The organism is Algoriphagus antarcticus (assembly GCF_002150685.1).
In the GTDB taxonomy this organism is placed as follows: Bacteria; Bacteroidota; Bacteroidia; order Cytophagales; family Cyclobacteriaceae; genus Algoriphagus; species Algoriphagus antarcticus.
In genome coordinates this window covers 1-18399 of record NZ_MSSW01000051.1, presented here as the reverse complement: position 1 = coordinate 18399, position 18399 = coordinate 1, and the positions used below count along the sequence as shown (strand labels likewise).

Annotated in this window: 13 protein-coding genes and 1 pseudogene; 9 read left to right on the top strand and 5 right to left on the bottom strand. The window is 43.2% G+C overall.

What is annotated here, in order from left to right; translation table 11 throughout:
- Positions 1-94: 94 nt before the first annotated feature.
- Complete coding sequence (locus BVH04_RS26170) at positions 95-400, top strand: hypothetical protein (protein ID WP_240510970.1); 306 nt, start codon at positions 95-97, stop codon at positions 398-400.
- A 436-nt stretch (positions 401-836) separates the two neighbouring features.
- Here the strand turns inward: BVH04_RS26170 and BVH04_RS26695 are convergent, their stop codons facing one another.
- Positions 837-1163 (bottom strand): DUF4143 domain-containing protein, encoded by a 327-nt coding sequence (locus BVH04_RS26695; RefSeq protein ID WP_394335237.1) that lies wholly within the window; start codon positions 1161-1163, stop codon positions 837-839.
- 144 nt (positions 1164-1307) lie between these two features.
- A pseudogene (locus BVH04_RS26690) lies at positions 1308-1754 on the bottom strand (AAA family ATPase); the annotation flags it as partial.
- A gap of 429 nt (positions 1755-2183) precedes the next feature.
- Here BVH04_RS26690 and BVH04_RS16870 point away from each other — a divergent pair.
- From BVH04_RS16870 to BVH04_RS16850, 5 genes are all read left to right on the top strand, one after another.
- Positions 2184-3035, top strand: a complete 852-nt coding sequence (locus tag BVH04_RS16870) for an N-acetylmuramoyl-L-alanine amidase-like domain-containing protein (RefSeq protein WP_086542645.1) — start codon at positions 2184-2186, stop codon at positions 3033-3035.
- A 356-nt stretch (positions 3036-3391) separates the two neighbouring features.
- Positions 3392-4051 carry an SDR family oxidoreductase gene (locus BVH04_RS16865; protein WP_205635878.1) on the top strand — a complete coding sequence of 220 codons (660 nt, stop codon included), beginning with the start codon at positions 3392-3394 and terminating at the stop codon, positions 4049-4051.
- A 346-nt stretch (positions 4052-4397) separates the two neighbouring features.
- Entirely contained in the window at positions 4398-7607 is a 3210-nt protein-coding gene (locus BVH04_RS16860; protein WP_086542644.1) for a DUF1553 domain-containing protein, read from the top strand.
- A gap of 1 nt (position 7608) precedes the next feature.
- Positions 7609-9117, top strand: a complete 1509-nt coding sequence (locus BVH04_RS16855; RefSeq protein WP_086542643.1) for a DUF1501 domain-containing protein — start codon at positions 7609-7611, stop codon at positions 9115-9117.
- A gap of 12 nt (positions 9118-9129) precedes the next feature.
- The gene (locus BVH04_RS16850; protein ID WP_086542642.1) at positions 9130-10470 is read left to right on the top strand and encodes a DUF2231 domain-containing protein; all 1341 of its coding nucleotides are present in this window, start codon (positions 9130-9132) and stop codon (positions 10468-10470) included.
- A 202-nt stretch (positions 10471-10672) separates the two neighbouring features.
- Here the strand turns inward: BVH04_RS16850 and BVH04_RS16845 are convergent, their stop codons facing one another.
- Positions 10673-11989 carry a CehA/McbA family metallohydrolase domain-containing protein gene (locus BVH04_RS16845; RefSeq protein ID WP_086542641.1) on the bottom strand — a complete coding sequence of 439 codons (1317 nt, stop codon included), beginning with the start codon at positions 11987-11989 and terminating at the stop codon, positions 10673-10675.
- A 500-nt stretch (positions 11990-12489) separates the two neighbouring features.
- Between BVH04_RS16845 and BVH04_RS16840 the strand changes: the two genes are divergently transcribed.
- The 3 genes from BVH04_RS16840 to BVH04_RS16830 all read left to right on the top strand — a co-directional run bounded on the left by BVH04_RS16840 (position 12490) and on the right by BVH04_RS16830 (position 14168).
- Positions 12490-13362: a PIG-L deacetylase family protein gene (locus BVH04_RS16840; protein ID WP_086542640.1), complete on the top strand. Its 873-nt coding sequence runs from the start codon at positions 12490-12492 to the stop codon at positions 13360-13362.
- A gap of 219 nt (positions 13363-13581) precedes the next feature.
- Complete coding sequence (locus BVH04_RS16835; RefSeq protein WP_240510969.1) at positions 13582-13974, top strand: hypothetical protein; 393 nt, start codon at positions 13582-13584, stop codon at positions 13972-13974.
- Positions 13971-14168, top strand: a complete 198-nt coding sequence (locus BVH04_RS16830; protein WP_086542638.1) for a helix-turn-helix transcriptional regulator — start codon at positions 13971-13973, stop codon at positions 14166-14168. The genes BVH04_RS16835 and BVH04_RS16830 overlap by 4 nt, the downstream gene beginning before the upstream one ends.
- A 203-nt stretch (positions 14169-14371) precedes the next feature.
- Here the strand turns inward: BVH04_RS16830 and BVH04_RS16825 are convergent, their stop codons facing one another.
- Together BVH04_RS16825 and BVH04_RS16820 are read right to left on the bottom strand one after the other, a co-directional pair.
- Positions 14372-17233: a PVC-type heme-binding CxxCH protein gene (locus BVH04_RS16825; protein WP_240510968.1), complete on the bottom strand. Its 2862-nt coding sequence runs from the start codon at positions 17231-17233 to the stop codon at positions 14372-14374.
- Positions 17230-18102 (bottom strand): sugar phosphate isomerase/epimerase family protein, encoded by an 873-nt coding sequence (locus BVH04_RS16820; RefSeq protein ID WP_086542637.1) that lies wholly within the window; start codon positions 18100-18102, stop codon positions 17230-17232. The genes BVH04_RS16825 and BVH04_RS16820 overlap by 4 nt, the downstream gene beginning before the upstream one ends.
- Positions 18103-18399 lie beyond the last annotated feature (297 nt).

The following is an 18399-nucleotide window of genomic DNA, read 5'->3' as shown; positions in this document are numbered from 1 at the left end:
CAAAGCCAAAAAACTCATTGGACCTGGACTTATAAAAGTGCCAAATGATTTTTTAATCAAACCAACAAAATCAATAAAAGTCAAAGTCTAAATAGTGATTCCATTTAACTTGAAGCACAATTCAAACCAGTCTATACTTCGCCTCTTTCTCCTCTCTACCTTCTTTTTGACAGTTCAGAAAATCACAGCCCAAACCACCTGCACACTGGAAAGCAGACAAAAGCTGGAAGAAATGCTGAGCCATCTTTCTCAGGAGGATCTGAGCAGTAAGTCAAATGAGCTAGTGATTGCAATCGGAAAGGAATTCCTGAAAACTCCCTACGTAGAAAAGACGCTGGAACTTCCAGGTGAGGAAAAACTGGTGATCAACTTGACGGGATTGGACTGCACTATCGGATAGTTCCTGCCACAATTTTCCTTCAGATCGAGTAACTCTTTGGTTCATTCTAGCAAATTTATCTATAGCCTTATTTTTAACCCCAGACTAATCTGACTAACACAGTCAGCAACTATTCTTACTATTCTTCCTTATCAAGTAGCCAGTTGAACACGTTTAGGTGTTGCACACCGTTTCTGCTTTGTGTAAATGATTCTGTTGAAAGCAAAAATTTAGGGTAATTGTCGTTTATTTTTTCTAGTGCTCCAAACTCGCGTTCTACAGTTTTTTCAGTTGGTATTTGCCACGCAACTTGATAATATTCAATGTCGCCTGTAGTGGTTTTACACACAAAGTCAACTTCATTGTTTCTTGCAGTACCTGTCCAAATTTTATAGCCTCTACGTAGTAGTTCAAGGTAAACTACATTTTCTAAAATATGCCCTCTGTCTGTCTTCCGTTATTTACCTACCAAAACATTGAGCAATCCCACATCTACCAAATAGTACTTTTCTTGTGTCGCCAATTGCTTTTTACCTTTTAAATCGAACCTGTTCACTTTGTAAAACACATAACTTGCAACTAAATATTCGAGGTACTTTTCAACGGTGGTATTGTGTGTACTTTGCCCGTCTTGTTTCAAAATTTTTGCAATATTACCTGGTGAAAGTGGGCTGCCAATGTTGGAAGCCACAAATTTCGCAATGTTACCAAACGCGCGCTTGTCATTTATTTGGTGGCGTTGTGTAATATCTTTCTCAATAATAGTGGTGTAAATAGCCTCCAAGTATTCATATATCTTATCGAATCCATCTTCACGCAATTCGACACCTTTAGGTAACGACGTTTCATTTACATATTCAAAAAACAGTGCTTCGTAATTGAGATATCTGTTTGATGTATCAATGTTGCGAGCCGTTAAGTATTCTCTAAATGAAAATGGCAAAATAGAAATTTCGATGTAACGACCGCTTAAAAGCGTGGCCAATTCGCCTGATAATAAAAAAGCGTTTGAGCCTGTTATGTAAACGTCTATGTTAGGTTTTACAAACAAACCATCTACCAAACGTTCAAACTCGTTTACAATTTGCACCTCATCTAAAAAAATATAGGAGGGTTTTGACAAATCAAGCTGCCCGATAATATGGGCATACTACGATTCTAAGTCGCTAAGAAATTTACGTAGTTCAAAATCTTCAAAGTTTAAAAACACGATTTGCTGAGATCCCACCCCCATCTGTATTAGTTTTTGACGATAAAGTTCAAACAAAGTACTTTTACCGCATCTACGTAAGCCGCTTACTACTTTTATGAGACCTATATCTTTGTATGCCAATAATTTGCTTATGTATTCTTCACGATTTGTATATTTCTTCATAACCTAAAATACTCACAGAATCATTAAAACTTTCAATAAATGCAAGTTTTAATGATTCTGCACAAAACTTTTCCTATGGAAATAGTCAACTCAAGTTGAAGTTTGGCGGAATTTGCCTGCCCTCCTTCCTGGAATTAGTCCAAAATAAACCTACTAGTCTAGAAACTTTTTGAACATTTGTTCCGCCCTTCTTTGCTTGCTATTTGAAATGAGTGTTATATATCACCTGACTTGTCCTAAAAAAATTTACATATTAGTGTTTAAATACTGATGCAGGTTTACTACATAAGAAATCCAGCCCGATACACAGGCCAAGCTTTAGCCCCAATTTAATTAAAGGAGAATTGTCGAAATTGAACCTCAGACACAGATTCCAAGAAGCTAAGTGTACCATAGCGAACAGTCATATATTTTGATAAGAAACTCTTCATGAAAAAAAACCTGGTAGCAATTCTCCTCCTCCTCCCACTTTTCTCTTACTCCCAAACCACATGCACCCTGGAAAGCAGACAAAAGCTGGAAGAAATGCTGAGCCAACTTTCACAGGAGGATTTGAGTGGCAAAACCTCAAATGAGCTTGTCATAGCAATCGGAATGGAATTCCTGAAAACTCCCTACGTGGAAAAGACACTGGAACTTCCAGGTGAGGAAAAACTGGTGATCAACTTGACCGGATTGGATTGCACCACGTTTGTGGAGACTGTGATTACGCTTGCCAGACTTGCGGAAGAAGGCAAATTTACCTTTCAGGCATTCGAAAAGGAGCTGGAAATTCTTCGCTATAGAGATGGGATTAATGAAGGTTATCCTTCCCGTCTTCACTACTTTTCTGACTGGATTTATGAAAATCAGGAAAAGAAAATCATCAAGAACATAACCGAAGAAATCGGCGGATCTCCTTACCCGAACGCTCCTTCCTTTATGTCGGAGAATCCGAAGTTCTACGCGCAGCTAGCTGATCCTGCAAACCTCGCCGAAATCAAAATCGCGGAAGCTGCCATCAAAGAAAGAAGCTATTTCTATATCCCAAAAGCTAAAATAAGCATGCTGGAGAAGAATATCCAATCTGGGGATATTATTGCCATCACCACCTCCATGCCTAATCTGGACGTTGTCCACACCGGATTTGCGATCGAGAAAAACGGAAGAATTCATCTACTTCACGCCTCTTCCAAAAATATGCAGGTGGAAATCTCCGAAAAGCCACTCAGCGAGTACCTAGCTGGAAACAAATCGCAATCTGGAATTATGGTTTCCAGGCTTCAAGTTCCTACAGACTAAGGTAAGATTTGAAGGAAATTCGAATTTAATTTCTGCTCTTTTCTACTTTGTAATAGTGCCTTATCGCTTTCAAAGAGCTATTTTTTCGGATTCACTATTCCAAACCGACCTTGGATTGCAACATCGATGAATGGAATTTTTCATCTCTTTATCTGACAATACGGGATAATTTTTTCTGGAAAGAATAATAAGAAAAAGTCCTTTTCCGAAAGAAGTGCTTTAGAGTTATGGCACTTTGATCACCTTTCAAAAATCTCTTAACAATTGAAAATCTCCCTTTCAAATCTTCTCATTCATTCTCAGACACATGCTTGGCAGGCTTCTTGGAATTTTATATTCAAAAAACATAAGAAACTATGAAACAAGATATCCAAAAAATTTTAGTGATAGGAGCCAACGGTTCAACAGGACAAATCATCTGTAATATACTCGACGACTCTCCGGGCTATAGACCTGTAGCCATGATTCGGAAGGAATCGCAAAAGGAACATTTCGAAAAGCGAAACATCAGAACAGTGATAGGTGACTTGGAAGGGGACTTTGAACATGCCTTCGAAAACATCGACCGTGTAATATTCGCAGCCGGGGCCGGGGGATCGAGCACTGAAGAAAAGACAATTGCCGTAGATCAAGAAGGTGCAAAAAGAAGCGTGGACTTTGCAAAAAAATATCATATTCAAAAGTTTGTGATGCTGAGCTCAATGGGCGCTGAAAATCCAGATAAAGATTCTAAGCTCTACAAATACCTGAAAGCTAAACACAACGCTGACGAACATTTGAAAAATAGTGGCCTGGATTACACAATTGTAAGACCGGGTGGCTTGACTGACAAGGAGGGCGAGGGAAAAATCCAAGCCGAAGAATCATTCGACGAAGTAGGAGAAATCTCCCGGGAAGATGTAGCACACACGCTAGTGTATGTGTTGCCATCCGCTATCGCTCCTAATTCATACTTTGAAATCGTGAAAGGTGAGGATGATGTCAACGTTGCAATTGAGAAACTTAGCAATTCCTAAACTGAAATTCAGTTAACCTAATCAAGTGATATAGCTTCCCAAACGGGAAGCTTTTTTTTGGTTCAATACTATCCAACTAGCTTTTTTTAATCAGAATTTGGTAGGAAACAAGTGCCAATCAGACGTTATGGTTTCAAGGCTTCAAAATTCTTACACTAACCAATTGGTTACGAATATCATTTTCCCACTCTTGAAAAAGCCAATTACAAAATGGCGGGAAAACAACCTCCTTATTTTTAGATCTACCCAATCAGGATAATTAGGTAGGATTTCACTTCAATACAGGAGACAGTTTATAGTATCTTCCCCTAATTTTCATTAGTTTATCACGGAGATTTGATACCCGATGAATTTACGATTACTGAGTTTCTTCTGCTTTACAGTCTTATTCTATTCCTGCAGCCCTGATCTTCCAGAGGAAGTCCAAGCTGCCTATGAGGAATTACCGGAATCAGTGGATTTCAACATCCACGTAAAGCCCATCTTGTCGGATAAATGTTTCGCCTGTCACGGGCCGGATCTGGCAGCACAAAAAGCCGGTCTAAGTTTGCATACTCCTGAAATGGCTTTTGCTTCTCTTAAAGATTCTCCGGGCAAAGTTGCCATCAAGGCAGGCAGTCTTCGGAACAGTGAACTTTTTCACCGGATTATATCTGAAGATCCGGAGTACAGCATGCCTTCCAAAGAATCAAATTTGGCTCTGACCACACGAGAAAAAGCAATCCTGATCAAATGGATCGAAGATGGGGCAGAATACAAAAAACATTGGGCCTTTATACCTCCTCAAAAAACGGAATTTCCAAAAGTAAAAGATAACTCATGGACCAAAAATCCCATTGACAACTATGTCCTGAGTAAACTGGAACAGGAAGGAATCAAGCCTTCACCTGAGGCGGACAAGGAAACCCTTTTGCGCAGATTAAGTCTGGATTTGACAGGATTGAACCCAAGTGTGGCTGAAATAAATGCTTTCTTGGCAGATCAATCAGAGGATGCTTACGAAAAGCAGGTCGACAGATTGCTCAATTCTGTCCACTATGGAGAAAAAATGGCCATGCATTGGATGGACATTGCGAGGTTTGCAGACACACATGGCTACACCGTAGATCGGTATCGGGATGCATCACCCTACCGGGATTGGGTAATCCAGGCATTCAATCAAAACCTTTCTTATGACCAGTTTATCACGCATCAGTTGGCTGGAGACCTTCTTCCAAATCCGACCAAAGACCAGTTGATTGCCACGGCTTTCAATCGGATTCATCCGCAAAATATGGAAGGAGGAATAGTGGAGGAGGAGTTTCGTGTGGAATATGTCTTGGATCGCACGAGTACTATGGGCCAGGCTTTTATGGCATTGACCTTGGGCTGTGCACGTTGCCACGATCATAAATTCGACCCGATTTCCCAGAAGAATTTCTTCGAAATGAGCAGTTTTTTCAATCAGGTGGATGAGGCCGGGCAGATTTCCTGGGATGATGCCATGCCTGCTCCAACGATGCTTTTGACCGATCAGGAAAAAGATAAAATGTTGGCCTATCTGCTTTCTCAAAAAAACCAGGAAGAAGAGGAACTGAAAAAAGTATCGGAACAGGAAGAAGGTACATTTCAGACTTGGCTGGCTTCAAATGCCTACGACAAAGAAGCAGTTCGTGAATTTCCTGCCAGTCGGGTAGCATTCTATTCTTTTGATCACAGCGCAATTCAAAACCAGCTCAATCCCTCCCAGAAAGGAACAATGGAAAGCAGCGAGGTAAAGAACCAGACGCCTACTTACGTAGATGGGCGGAGCAGAAAAGGTATAAAACTCAACGGAGATTCTTGGCTGAATCTGGGCGGTTCGGGAGTTTTCTCCAAGAGCGAACCATTTTCAGTAAGTGCGTGGATTTCCGTTCCAAAGGCCTTGAGCGATGGCGCAATTTTCCATTCGGGATCTGGGGCGGTACTTTACAACTGGCGGGGCTATCACCTCAGTCTGAAGAATAACCGTTTGGAACTGCTGATGGCCCATACGGCTCCTTTCAATGCCATCACCAAAGTTACCGAACAGGACATTCCCCGAGACCAATGGATCAATTTGGTCATGACCTATGATGGTTCTTCGAAAGCAAAAGGACTCAAGGTTTTTCTAAACGGACAGGAAATGGCTACCCAAACTACCCATGACAACCTGTACAAAGACATCCTTTTCAAAGGCGGGCAGCCGGGTTTGCAGGTGGGGGCAGTTTGGAGAGGTAAAGGACTTAAAGGCGCTTTGGTGGATGAAGTCAGTGTGTACGACAAAGAAATTTCCCTTCTTGAAGTCTTGCAGATAGCCAAACCTGCCGAATTCAAAACCACTCTTGCCAAATCCAAGAACCAACTCAGTAACCAAGAAAAACAATCCCTCAAGAAACTTTACCTCAATAACCATTCTGCTGCCTATAGAGAAAAACTGAAAGAAGTTATCGTGCAGCGAAAAACCTACTCAGATTCTGTGGAGCGAATACCGGAGATGATGATTATGCAGGAAATGGCCAAAAAGCGGCCAACCTATATTTTGACACGAGGAGAGTATAATCAGCATGGAGAAGAGGTTTTTCCAAATACACCTGAAAGCGTTCTTCCTATGCCGGAGGATCTTCCAAAAAACCGTCTGGGACTTGCCCAATGGCTGATAGATCCTCAAAATCCGCTCACAGCTCGAGTGGCTGTCAACCGGTTTTGGCAAAATTTCTTTGGAAAAGGGCTGGTTGCTACTTCCGAGGATTTTGGAAATCAGGGAAAATTGCCTTCTCATCCGGAATTGCTGGATTGGTTGGCACTGGAGTTTCAGAGTTCGGGATGGGATGTGAAAGCTATGCAGCGTTTGATCGTCAATTCGGCCAGCTATCGGCAAGCTTCAAAAAGACGACCAGAACTGGAGGAAAAAGATCCTGATAATTACCTATTGGCCAATGGCCCTTCGGTTCGATTGATGGCAGAATTGATCAGGGATAATGCTCTTTTTGCGGCTGGATTGTTAAATCCGGTGATTGGGGGAAAAAGTGTATTTCCATACCAACCTGAAGGCCTCTGGAGAGTCAATGGAGGCAACTATGCGCAGGATACAGGTGAAAACCTTTATCGCAGGAGTATGTACACTGTCTGGAAACGCTCAGTTCACCATCCTACTTTAGCAATCTTCGATGCGCCTGACCATAGTTTTTCGGTAAGTAAAAGACAGGAGACCAATACGCCGCTTCAGGCTTTGGTGCTCATGAATGATCCGACCTTTGTAGAGGCTTCCAAGGTTTTGGGTGAAAAAATGCTGGCGTATCCTAAAATCTCCAAGTCTATAGAAGATACTTTTCGAAGACTTACGGGAAGAAAACCTAACCCAAAGGAGCTTGAAATTCTACTGGAATTAAGGGAAAATGAATACCGCAAATTCAAATCAGATCCAACAAAATTAAAAGGTTGGCTGGCTGCTGGGGAATACCAAATCAGTCCACACTTGGATATCTTCCAAGTAGCCGCCAATGCCGTGACAGCCAGCGCCATTCTCAATTCAGATGCTTTCCTAACCAAAAGATAACATGAGTCACCATCACGATGCCCCGCTGAGATCTTCCAACAGGGACCTTCAGGAAATTGAAAAAAACATGGATCGAAGGAGGTTTCTGACTAAAACTTCCTTGGGGATTGGTTCCCTGGCTCTGGGGTCATTGATGGGTATGGAAAAGATTTTTGCCGGGAATCCAGAGACACCACCTATGCTTTCCGAGTCGGCCAATGGCTTGGAAGGGTTGCCTCACTTTATGCCCAAGGCTAAGCGCATTATTTATCTATTTCAAGCCGGTGGACCTTCCCAGTTGGATTTGTATGATTACAAACCAAAGCTAGTTGACCTTCACGGGCAGGAGCTCCCTGATTCGGTGAGAGACGGCCAACGTCTCACCGGGATGAGTGCCGATCAGAGTTCTTTTCCTATGACTAGTTCGGCTTTCAAATTCAGCCAATATGGACAGAGCAGGACTTGGGTCAGTGAACTGATGCCTCATACTGCTGAGATAGTGGATGAGCTTTGCTTTATCAAAAGCATGCAGACCAGTCAGATCAACCATGATCCTGCCATTACTTTTTTCCAGACGGGCCATCAGCTTCCAGGTCGTCCATCAATGGGTGCCTGGCTGAGTTATGGACTGGGCTCGGACAATCAAAATCTGCCTTCTTTTATCGTATTGGTTTCCAAAGATGCCGTGCAGGACCAACCGCTTTATGCCAGACTTTGGGGAAATGGGTTTCTGCCTTCCCAATATCAGGGAATACAGTTTCGGTCAGGAAAAGACCCTGTCCTTTATCTCGGAAATCCGGAAAATTACGACGGACAGGACCGACGCGAAATGCTGGATTACCTCAAATCATTGAATGAAGCGCAGTTTGACACTTATGGTGATCCTGAGATCAGCGCACGCATCGCTCAATACGAGATGGCGTTCCGAATGCAGACCTCGGTGCCTGATGTGACTGACATGTCCAATGAGCCTGACTGGGTGTATGAGATGTATGGGGAAGAAAGCCGTGATCCTGGCACCTATGCCGCCAATTGCTTATTGGCCAGAAAGCTCATCGAGAAGGATGTCAAATTTGTCCAGCTCTATCATCAGGGATGGGATCATCACGGGAATCTACCCAATGGAATAAAAAACCAAAGTCAGAAAACTGACCAAGCGACCGCTGCACTGATCAAAGACCTGAAGCAGCGGGGCTTATTGGAAGACACGTTGGTCGTTTGGGGTGGAGAGTTTGGCAGGACAGTTTACAGTCAGGGCACTCTTTCTCCGGATAATTATGGCAGGGATCATCATCCTAGGTGCTTTACCAAGTGGATGTGCGGAGCAGGTGTGAAGCCGGGTTTTACCTACGGAGAAACAGACGATTTTGGCTATAATGTGGTCAAAGACCCTGTTCACGTGCACGATCTGCAGGCTACGATTTTACATTTGTTTGGGATCGATCACGAAAAACTCACCTACAAGCATCAGGGTCGGAGATTTAGGTTGACCGACGTAGAAGGTCATGTGGTTAAGGGGATTTTAACCTAGGATGATCGAAATATGACAGAAGATTTCATCACTTTCATCGGACGCTTTCATCCCCTTTGGGTTCATCTACCCATTGGTTTTTTGATCATTGCTGTTTTATTGAAAGGGTATGTGGTTTTGGGTAAAAAGCCAGTTTTACAAGAAGCAGTCAGTTTTGCTTTGTTTTTGGGAACGATAAGCGCCTTGATCGCGGCATTGTTGGGATTTCTACTTTCCCGCTCCGGCGGATATGAAGGAGATCTATTGGATATTCATTTGGTGGCAGGATGGACCACTGTTTTACTAGCTGGAATTGCCTGGTGGGTGAACAAAAACGAGCACAGATTTCCCAAAAAACTCAGTTATTCAGTTTTGGGGTTTCTGGTGCTTTCGCTTTCTGTTACAGGACATTTTGGAGGAAGCCTGACTCATGGGGAAGATTACCTGACTGCTTATGCACCTTTTTGGGGAACACAGGAGAAAAGTACACAACGCGTTTTGGCTACGATTGAGGAAGCTGAGGTATTTACCGATGTGATTCAGCCAGTTCTCAGAAGCAAATGTCAAAGCTGTCACCGACCCGGAAAATCCAAGGGCGAATTGAATATGGTTTCCTATGAAACTTTGCTCAAAGGAGGAGAAAATGGACCGGTAATTATTTCCTTGGATGGTGGAAAAAGTGAACTGATCCGAAGAGTAACGCTGCCTGAAGATCACGACGACTTTATGCCTTCCGAAGGGAAAAAGCCCCTGACCGAGGAAGAAATCCAATGGATCACTTGGTGGATAGAAAAAGGAAATGCAGATCCAAAGATTTCAATAATGGAAGCTGATGAAGATCTGATTGAATGGGCAAAGCCTAGACTCAATATTCTCGGAGCTGAAAAAATGCTTGCGGCGAGCATCGACACGGTTTATCTCAGGACTTTGGATAAAATAGGATTTCGGGTCAGAGTTCTTTCCCAGAAAACAGGTGCCTTGGATGTAGTCTTGCCATCGGAGGTTGCAAATGGTCAAGCCTCCGAACTTTTGAAAGCTCTTTTGCCTATCAAAGAACAGATCTATTGGCTGAGTTTGGCAGAAACGGGGATTCAGGATTCCGATATGAGCCTCATCGCTCAGTTTTCAAATATCCACAGGTTGCGCATCGAAAATAACCCTATCTCAGACGCCGGAATTTCAGCTTTGAAGAACCTTTCCCGACTTGAGATTTTAAACCTGAACGGGACCAAGGTCAGCGCATCCGGCTTGGGACCACTTGCCGAAATCAAATCTCTCAAATCACTTTTCCTCTGGAATACCTCAGTCAATCCTCAGGACGAATGGGTGGTAAAAATAAGCTCGGAAAAAGTGAAGGTAGTTTTTGGAGCTTGATTAAACGCTTTTTTTAAGCAGTTCTATAGGATCCAAGCTTACCTGCGGCATTTAGGTTTACAAAAGAGAATTACTCAACAAAAACAAGAACTATTACCTTACATATTTCTATGCAACTCAGGAGTTGGCTACGCTCGAAAACGAAATGAAAAATATTTTGAAAAACGAGTTTAAAGCCTGATTAAATTCTCTCTTTCCTCTCTCAATACAAATAGATAGGATTGGTAAAGATCCAATTGACCCAGCTATCGTTCAGCCAGAGATCCGCCTCAATCCGGTAGTTCCCTTTTTGATAGACACTCGGAAAAACAAACTCATAAGAAGCCTCTTTTGTCTCCTCGATCACCTTTCCATCACGAATGAGGCGATATTTCGCAGGAAAAGGAGATAATACACTCAGCTGCCAAACCTCCTCTACCGGAATGGAGTCTCCCAAGATACCTTTCAGTTCCTGTGCTTGATTTTGTGCAAAAAACTGAAACCCTTTTGCCTTGGCTAGCCCTTCAAAGGCGATGAAGGAATTCCCCTTTTTAATACTTTCTTTGATTTCTTCCGAGGTAAATCCTTCCGAAAAGACATGATTGTTTACAAAGTTGAAGGAGTGAAAATAGGTATCCAACTCCCACTTCCATGACCAGCCCATTTCATCCGGCTCATGTAACAGGATCTTTTCCAAAAAACCCGGTTCTCGAATGCTAATGGTTTCGGCATTGGGCCCCACCCACTCCACCTGCCCATTTCCAATGACTTGTGCTCTGATATTTAGGTTATTATGCGCATCCACGGCTCCTACTCCCACTATCCTGCGGCGCTGATTGAGACCATCCCAGTTGGCCAAAATAGACTCTTGCTTATCATAGAGCTCCCGATAAGCCCAGTCTTTGTAGGTATCTCCCATGACTAAGTGATTGAGTAAAAAGGGTAGAATGCCCTTCTCATCCAACAAATCCGAGTGGATATTATAAATCTCCATCGCTTGGTAATCAGGATTATCCCAATCATGGTCTTTTTCGGAATGAACATAGGTGACCAAACCTCCCTGATCGACGATTTCTCGAATCACCGAATCGCGGGGCTTCTCCCAATTCAACACCCCACTTTTAAACGGGTTAACCATCATCCCTCCATCCTCGCCACTACTCTCTGTTCCTGCTTCGAATAGTATCCCATCAAAAAGACCGTGAAAAGACCGAGGAAACGTATCCAGCTTGCTATGGGCGTGATCCGAAAAAAAGATAAAATTCAATCCCGCCTCCTTGGCTCCTTTCAGGATCTCTTTTAGGCTGCCCCGGCTATCGTGAGACCAGTAGGAATGCACATGCATCACGCCGGTATATTCGGGAATCGGAATCGTGGAAATAGGCTTTTGATAAGTAGCCCATAATTCGTCCCGGGATCTCTCCATTCTTGGATAAACCACCCACTTATTATAGAATCCAGGACCTAGATAAAATATAACACCTGCCAAAAGGCCTACCAGGATGATTAGCATAGCTGCCTTACCAATAAGTTTAAACATGGTGCGAGATTACTTTTTTGAGTGAAGCGATTTCAAATTAGTGATTATTCTCTTTTCTACTACTCCTCGACTTAAACAGGGGATAAATTCCAATTTGAGCTTTTTCGCCACGGCGGCAGATGTGGACGATGATTTTCTTCCAAAAAGATAAAGGAGCCTAAAGGGCAAAGTTGCCGATTTTATCACCAGAGTCGATTTTGCAATTAGAGCCTGCTCCGTCTAGAGATTTGCAATCTCGATTGTCATCATTGAGTGAGGGTGTAAGGGTGGTTTTAAAACCAATTTTCACACCGAAGAAGCAGTAAGAAGATCGCTTCGGATTGTGCCAAACCTTGCGATCATGTCTCCGATTGCGAACCTTGGACAGCTATACAATTAGTCACTAATTCACAATCTTGATTTCTTCTTAAAGGACCTTAGTAAATTAGTCTCTATCCAGTTATCCAGTTTTGCATTTAGTCAATAACTTACGGTTCGAATTACATCTTTGGGAATCACCTATGAAAAAAATCGTCCTGTTTGTCTCTCTTGTCTTCCTTTGTTTTAGCGCAACCTTTTCTCAGGAGACCCCCTTAAAAATCATTATGATAGGAGCTCATCCAGATGATTGCGATATCAAAAGCGGTGGAACGGCGGCACTTTTCGCAGCTATGGGACATCAGGTAAAATTCCTCGCTGTAACTAACGGAGACGCCGGCCACATGGAAATGGGCGGGGGCATGCTCGCCAAAAGAAGATATGCCGAAACTCAGGAGGTAGCAAAACGGTTGGGCATCACCTATGATGTCCTAGACAACCATGACGGAGAACTCCTCCCCACGCTGGAAATCCGGCTGGAGGTCATCCGAAAGATAAGGGAATGGGATGCGGATGTGGTGATTTCCCACCGCTCCAATGATTACCATCCCGACCATCGCTACACCGGAATCTTGGTGCAGGACGCCGCATTTATGGTGGGGGTGCCCAACATCGCCGCAGATATCCCTCCCTTGAGAAAAAACCCTGTCTTTCTTTATTACCAAGATAATTTTCAAAAACCCAACCCCTTCGAACCGGATATCGCAATCGATATTACTTCGGTGATCGATCAAAAAATCGATGCGCTCGATGCGCACGTATCGCAGTTTTATGAGTGGCTGCCTTGGATTGCAAATGACCCAGATGTGATTCCAGAAGGAAAGGAAGATCGAAAAGCCTGGTTAAAATCTAAACGAACATCCGCACCTAATCCAATCGTAAGGAAAACATTGGAAGAATGGTATGGGCAAGAAAAAGCAGGTCAGGTGAAGTTTGCCGAGGCTTTTGAAATCTGCGAGTATGGAACCCAGCCTAGTAAAGAGGAAATAAAAAGGCTATTTCCAATGCTTAGATAGTGTGATAATAGATTGAGTGAGGACACTCCCTTTTAAAGAAACTTACAAATCTTCAAGCTACGGATCTGAATACCAATGTTAATTTTTCGATCTGACTTAGAAAACAACTAGGCGACGCATGATAGGTTCTAAGGACAAAAAAAATGTAAATAAAACTTGACTTTTGTAAAGTCTTATTTACATTTGTAAAGTCAACTTTACATAAACCTTATGGAGACAATGAAATTAGAACGAAACAGAAGAGTAAAAAAATTAGCAATCTGGACTTGGTCTTGGGTAGCTACCATGGCAATCGCATCCTTTGGACCTGAGTTTATCTGGGACAATCATCCCTTTCTGACACCGTTCGCAATCATCGTCAACTTTGCAAATGGCATCTTAATGATTCTTGCCAATCGAGATCTGTTCAACCATTTCGATGAATTGGAGAAAAAAATTCACCTCGAATCATTAGCCATCACACTTGGTTTGGCTGTCGTTGTTGGATTGACCTACTCACTGCTAGACACGACGAATGTGATCAAGCAGAATGCTCAAATCAGCATGTTGGTAATGTTCATTGGAATTACTTATCTGACCTCAGTGATCATAAATACACTCCGATATAGATGAAAAATCGAATCAGAGATTTGAGAACAGAAAGAGGAATGACCCAGGAAGACTTGGCTGAAATCATCGGAGTGTCCCGACAAACGATCAATGCGATCGAAAAGGAAAAATTCGATCCCAGCTTGCCGACGGCTTTTCGGTTGGCAAGATTATTTGAGTTGAAGATCGAGGAGTTGTTTAGCTATGAGCAGGGATAAGGAATTTGAACTCCAAGAAACTGGTTTCACCCCTTATACATTAAAATCAGACAATTTTTATACAGTTCAAAATGAGTCCAAGTCTGTCAAAAAGCAATTCGAAAGGAGTTATGAAAACCAATCTGAATTAAATCTGGCAACGTGCAACTAGAGAATGGACGTTTTATTAACGGCGAATTAAGACAGTCAAGGCTTCCGAAAACCTATTTCAATCCGAGCAAATAAGCAGATACATCTGCCAAATCCTGAGCAGTCATCCCCAAGCCGGCAGGATCAGGCATAATGGATTTGATTTCCTGTTTCTTGCTTTCAATCTCAGCCTGAGAGAGGCTGTGTTGCTTCCCGGTGAGGTCTTTGAGTAGTAGGTTTTGAGCAGTTTCACCCTGAACAAATCCGTAGTAGGACTCCCCGGATTTCATCTTGACCAGCCAAGGCTCATACCCAAAGACTATTCCTCCATTTGGATTTGCAATAGCGTCAAGCAATGTTGCGCGGTCATACTTGGTGCGAATCTGAGTCAAGTCCGGACCGATATTTTTCCCTACTCCATTCACCTGATGACATGTCGTGCAATAGTTGGTGAAAGCAGTTTTGCCTTTTACTTGATCCGCCTGAAGTTTCAGCACATAATCTGGAGCATAGTTTTCACCGTTGCTTTTGCTTCCAAAATAATTGCTTGCCTGAACTCTGACACCTAGATCCGGATTGGAAAAAATCAACTCCTCCACTGTTCCCATTAGATCTTCAGGAAGTGCATTTGCTGTGATCATTTCCATCAAAATCTGACCTCCGATGGGATCTTTCGCCATGGTCCGAGCCTGATTTTTACGATCATTGAGTGCCATTTTTTCTTCGAGGAGAAAGCCCTTCTTCGCTTTCATCGACGCCAGCTGCTTGATTTTAGCAGGATCAACACCTATTTTATCCCAATCTAAAAATGCCTGCCAATCATTTCCCTGCCGAAAGGAAACCCAATACATAGCCTTCTCTGAAAGCTGTGGATTGGTATTTTTGGTCAAGGAAAACATGGCTTCCGCCGCATTTTTTTCAGGGATAAATGCCAGAGAGGTCAGCAGGTAATTCTGCTTTTTTTCTTCGAGTTGATCGTTTTCCAGTCGCTTCAATAAATCCGAAACAGAATTTTCACTCGGAATTCTCCAAATCAAAACTTCCATTTCTTTAGACCATTCGCCAGATTCTGTCTGTGGAAATCTACTTTTTGCGATTGCCAAGGCCTCCTCTTCATTTCCCTCCGCCAACTTTCCAAGCACCTCTACATAATACGGATCTTCGACGTCAAAATCTCCCAAAAGTGACTCAAAAAAGACCTTCCGGGTTTCCCAAGGCATTTCGATTGCTGCAGTTGAATACTCGCGCCTCAAGAAAGCGGAAGTTTCGTCAAGGAGTTGGTTGGGCGACACCGGTTTTGATTCCCCTGCTGCTTTGATAGCTCTAAAGGCTAGGATTCGCGTTTCTTCGCTTTTACTTTGCAGTAATTGACTGGTTTTCTCCAGGCCCTTTTCTCCCAGCTGTGCCAGAAGGAAAATAGCTCTTGCCTGTATGAATGGGTTTTCGTCTTTCAATAAGGGTTCGACCATTGGAATCGCTGTTTCTCCTTTTTTTCGTATTATCTCAAAAGCTTGAAATCTTACATTCACCGCAGGATTTTTGATAATTTCTATCAGTCCAGCATCAGTTCCAGAGTCCAGCTCAGGGCTTTTCAATTTTTTTCCTTTAGGAACAATCCGATAGATTCTGCCTCTTCCCAAACTGTCTTTCATCTGATGACCGCCCACTACTGGATCGTACCAATCTGCGATGTAAATCGCGCCATCCGTACCAGTGACCAAATCGCTTGGACGAAACCACTTGGTTTTTTGGTTTTGAAATGAGGTATCATTCCACACGTAGCCCTCATCGTCCTCATTTACTGAAGAAAAGAGAATCCTCCGAGTTCCTAGGTCATAGCCGGATTTGTGGCGTTTAGGCTGATAGCTGAAAATCACATTCCGTCCTGCATCGGCACTCATCAAGGTTCCCCGGAAATCCGATCCGAAGGCGTCACCTTCATAGCGCATCATCCCAGTAGGTGAACCGGCACCCGTTTTATCGCCTGCTGGCATTACTCCCGGATCATCTTGGTGCCAATGTGCGGTAAACGGATCTTGGCCAGGCCGCTGATCTGCCTGCCAAGTACGGTTGCCATCTTGACTAAAGTAACCTGCATTGCTGCCTTCGGGAATCCAAGACACCCGGCAAGTGACCACCTGATCGTCGTTATCATTTTGCCACAGATCCCCTTTAGAGTCCACGAATACCTCGTAGCTATTTCTGAAATTATGGGCCAAAACTTCCAAACCCGTGCCGTCTGGATTGATTCGCAGTGCAAGCCCACCTACATAGACATTGCCATCATCGCTGACTTGACTTCCGGAGTTACTGGTATTGTAGGGCGAGCCTCCGGAATAAACACTTCCAGACCGAAGCGTCCAGCCACTTTTGTCTGTCACGAGATGCGGACCGGCATTTCCGGTGTTGAAATACAGCTTTCCATCCGGTCCAGCCAAAATTGAATGCAAAGAATGATCGTGATCGAGACCTCCAAATCCAGTTAGAAAAATCTCCTTTTTGTCCGGCACATCATCTCCATTCTCATCGGTGTAGACCAACAAATGAGGAGAACAGGAAACAAAAATTTTGTTCCCCAGCACTGCAATTCCCAGTGGCGAGACCAAGTCCGGGTCTTCTACGAAAACTTTCGATGAATCTGCGACCCCGTCCTGATCAGTATCCGTTAAGATCATGATTCGGTCACCTTTGGAATGGTGAAAAAAAGCTCCCACATCATTGTTGTAATTACGGTAGTTGACGGCTTCGGTGACCCAGATTCTTCCTTTTTGATCCACATCCATATTCGTAGGATTGAAAAACAGCGGAGACTCTGCCCATAGGCTGACTTCGAATTCTTCCGGAGCAAACAAAACAGGAGCAACCTCGGGCTTTTGCCCACAGGAAAACATCACCCCAAGGGCCAGAATACTGGGTATAACTTTCTTCCAACTCATTGCTGATTGATTTTTTTGGTGACAAAAGTGAGATTGTCTTGGTAAGCTGACACGATTTCGGCTCCTTCGGGCGTGGACCATTCGATCTGCATCCAACCCGATCCTTTGTAATCGGATTTGGCTAAAAGCTCGCCGATTCGTGGCCAATCCAAATCTCCGTCACGAAGCAATTTCCCGTTCTCTTTAATATGTATTTCGCAGAAATGCTCTTTTGCCAAAAGCGGAATCTCCTCATAAATCGGGTGTCCTGCATCTGCCGAATTTCGAAAGTCGTAGTATATTTTTACTGCCGATGAACCTACAGCATCTAGGATCTCCAGATGCTCCGCTGCAGAAAGATAGGATTCGATTCCTAGAATGACTCCAGCCTTTTCAGCCTTGGGAGCGACTGCTTTCAATCTTCGGATCACTTCCTTTTTTCCTTGGGAATCACCTCTCAAATCATTTTTGTTGAAAAAAGCCAATAGAATGACCGGTAGATTCATAGCCTGAGCCACATCGATACTTTCTGAAACCCAAGCCTCGGTTTGAGGATCCGATTTGTAGGGAAAGCTATTTAGTTCTCCTATAGCAAGGCTGCTAATGGGAATTCCTAAGGATTTGGATTGCTCCAAATACTGATTTTGAATCTTTGGATCACGGAGATGAAGTTTATTTTCAATGTTTCCAAGATTAACCTGAAGTCCATCCAAGCCGATCTTTTTGGCCAGTGCCAAGCCAGCCGGATTGCTGCTTTGGCCGATGGACCAATCGCATGCGCCAACATTCAGATTTAAAGAATTCACTGGACTGGCGGAAAGGTCCAGGCCCATTCCTGTCAAAACAGCCGCAAAGGCGGATCTTCGGATAAACTCCCTTCTTTGTATCATATTTTCAGATGTGTGCTCAAGAGACCTAAATCTCCTCAAAACCAGCCAGTTTTGAATTTTTCAATTATAGATCCAAGTTATAGACTTCATGCAGAATCGCAAATAGTAAATGAAAACTCAGTTCAAATCCGAAAATCAATTCTTATTTCCACCAAATGCTAATTGTTAAAAAAGCCACTTTTTACTCGGAGGTAACTTTATTCGATTAAGGTTGAATTATAAATATTCTTTTAAAATTTAGAAAAATCCGTTCGTGACTTTAGCGAAACTTTCGAGGTCTGACAGCTCTGTTCCAAA

What these genes read in the sequence shown, in the direction of transcription:
- BVH04_RS16870 (WP_086542645.1), top strand. Translation starts at nt 2,184, where the DNA reads ATGAAAAAAAACCTGGTAGCAATTCTCCTCCTCCTCCCACTTTTCTCT.
- BVH04_RS16865 (WP_205635878.1), top strand. Translation starts at nt 3,392, where the DNA reads ATGAAACAAGATATCCAAAAAATTTTAGTGATAGGAGCCAACGGTTCA.
- BVH04_RS16860 (WP_086542644.1), top strand. Translation starts at nt 4,398, where the DNA reads ATGAATTTACGATTACTGAGTTTCTTCTGCTTTACAGTCTTATTCTAT.
- BVH04_RS16855 (WP_086542643.1), top strand. Translation starts at nt 7,609, where the DNA reads ATGAGTCACCATCACGATGCCCCGCTGAGATCTTCCAACAGGGACCTT.
- BVH04_RS16850 (WP_086542642.1), top strand. Translation starts at nt 9,130, where the DNA reads ATGACAGAAGATTTCATCACTTTCATCGGACGCTTTCATCCCCTTTGG.
- BVH04_RS16845 (WP_086542641.1), bottom strand. Translation starts at nt 11,989, where the DNA reads ATGTTTAAACTTATTGGTAAGGCAGCTATGCTAATCATCCTGGTAGGC.
- BVH04_RS16840 (WP_086542640.1), top strand. Translation starts at nt 12,490, where the DNA reads ATGAAAAAAATCGTCCTGTTTGTCTCTCTTGTCTTCCTTTGTTTTAGC.
- BVH04_RS16835 (WP_240510969.1), top strand. Translation starts at nt 13,582, where the DNA reads ATGAAATTAGAACGAAACAGAAGAGTAAAAAAATTAGCAATCTGGACT.
- BVH04_RS16830 (WP_086542638.1), top strand. Translation starts at nt 13,971, where the DNA reads ATGAAAAATCGAATCAGAGATTTGAGAACAGAAAGAGGAATGACCCAG.
- BVH04_RS16825 (WP_240510968.1), bottom strand. Translation starts at nt 17,233, where the DNA reads ATGAGTTGGAAGAAAGTTATACCCAGTATTCTGGCCCTTGGGGTGATG.
- BVH04_RS16820 (WP_086542637.1), bottom strand. Translation starts at nt 18,102, where the DNA reads ATGATACAAAGAAGGGAGTTTATCCGAAGATCCGCCTTTGCGGCTGTT.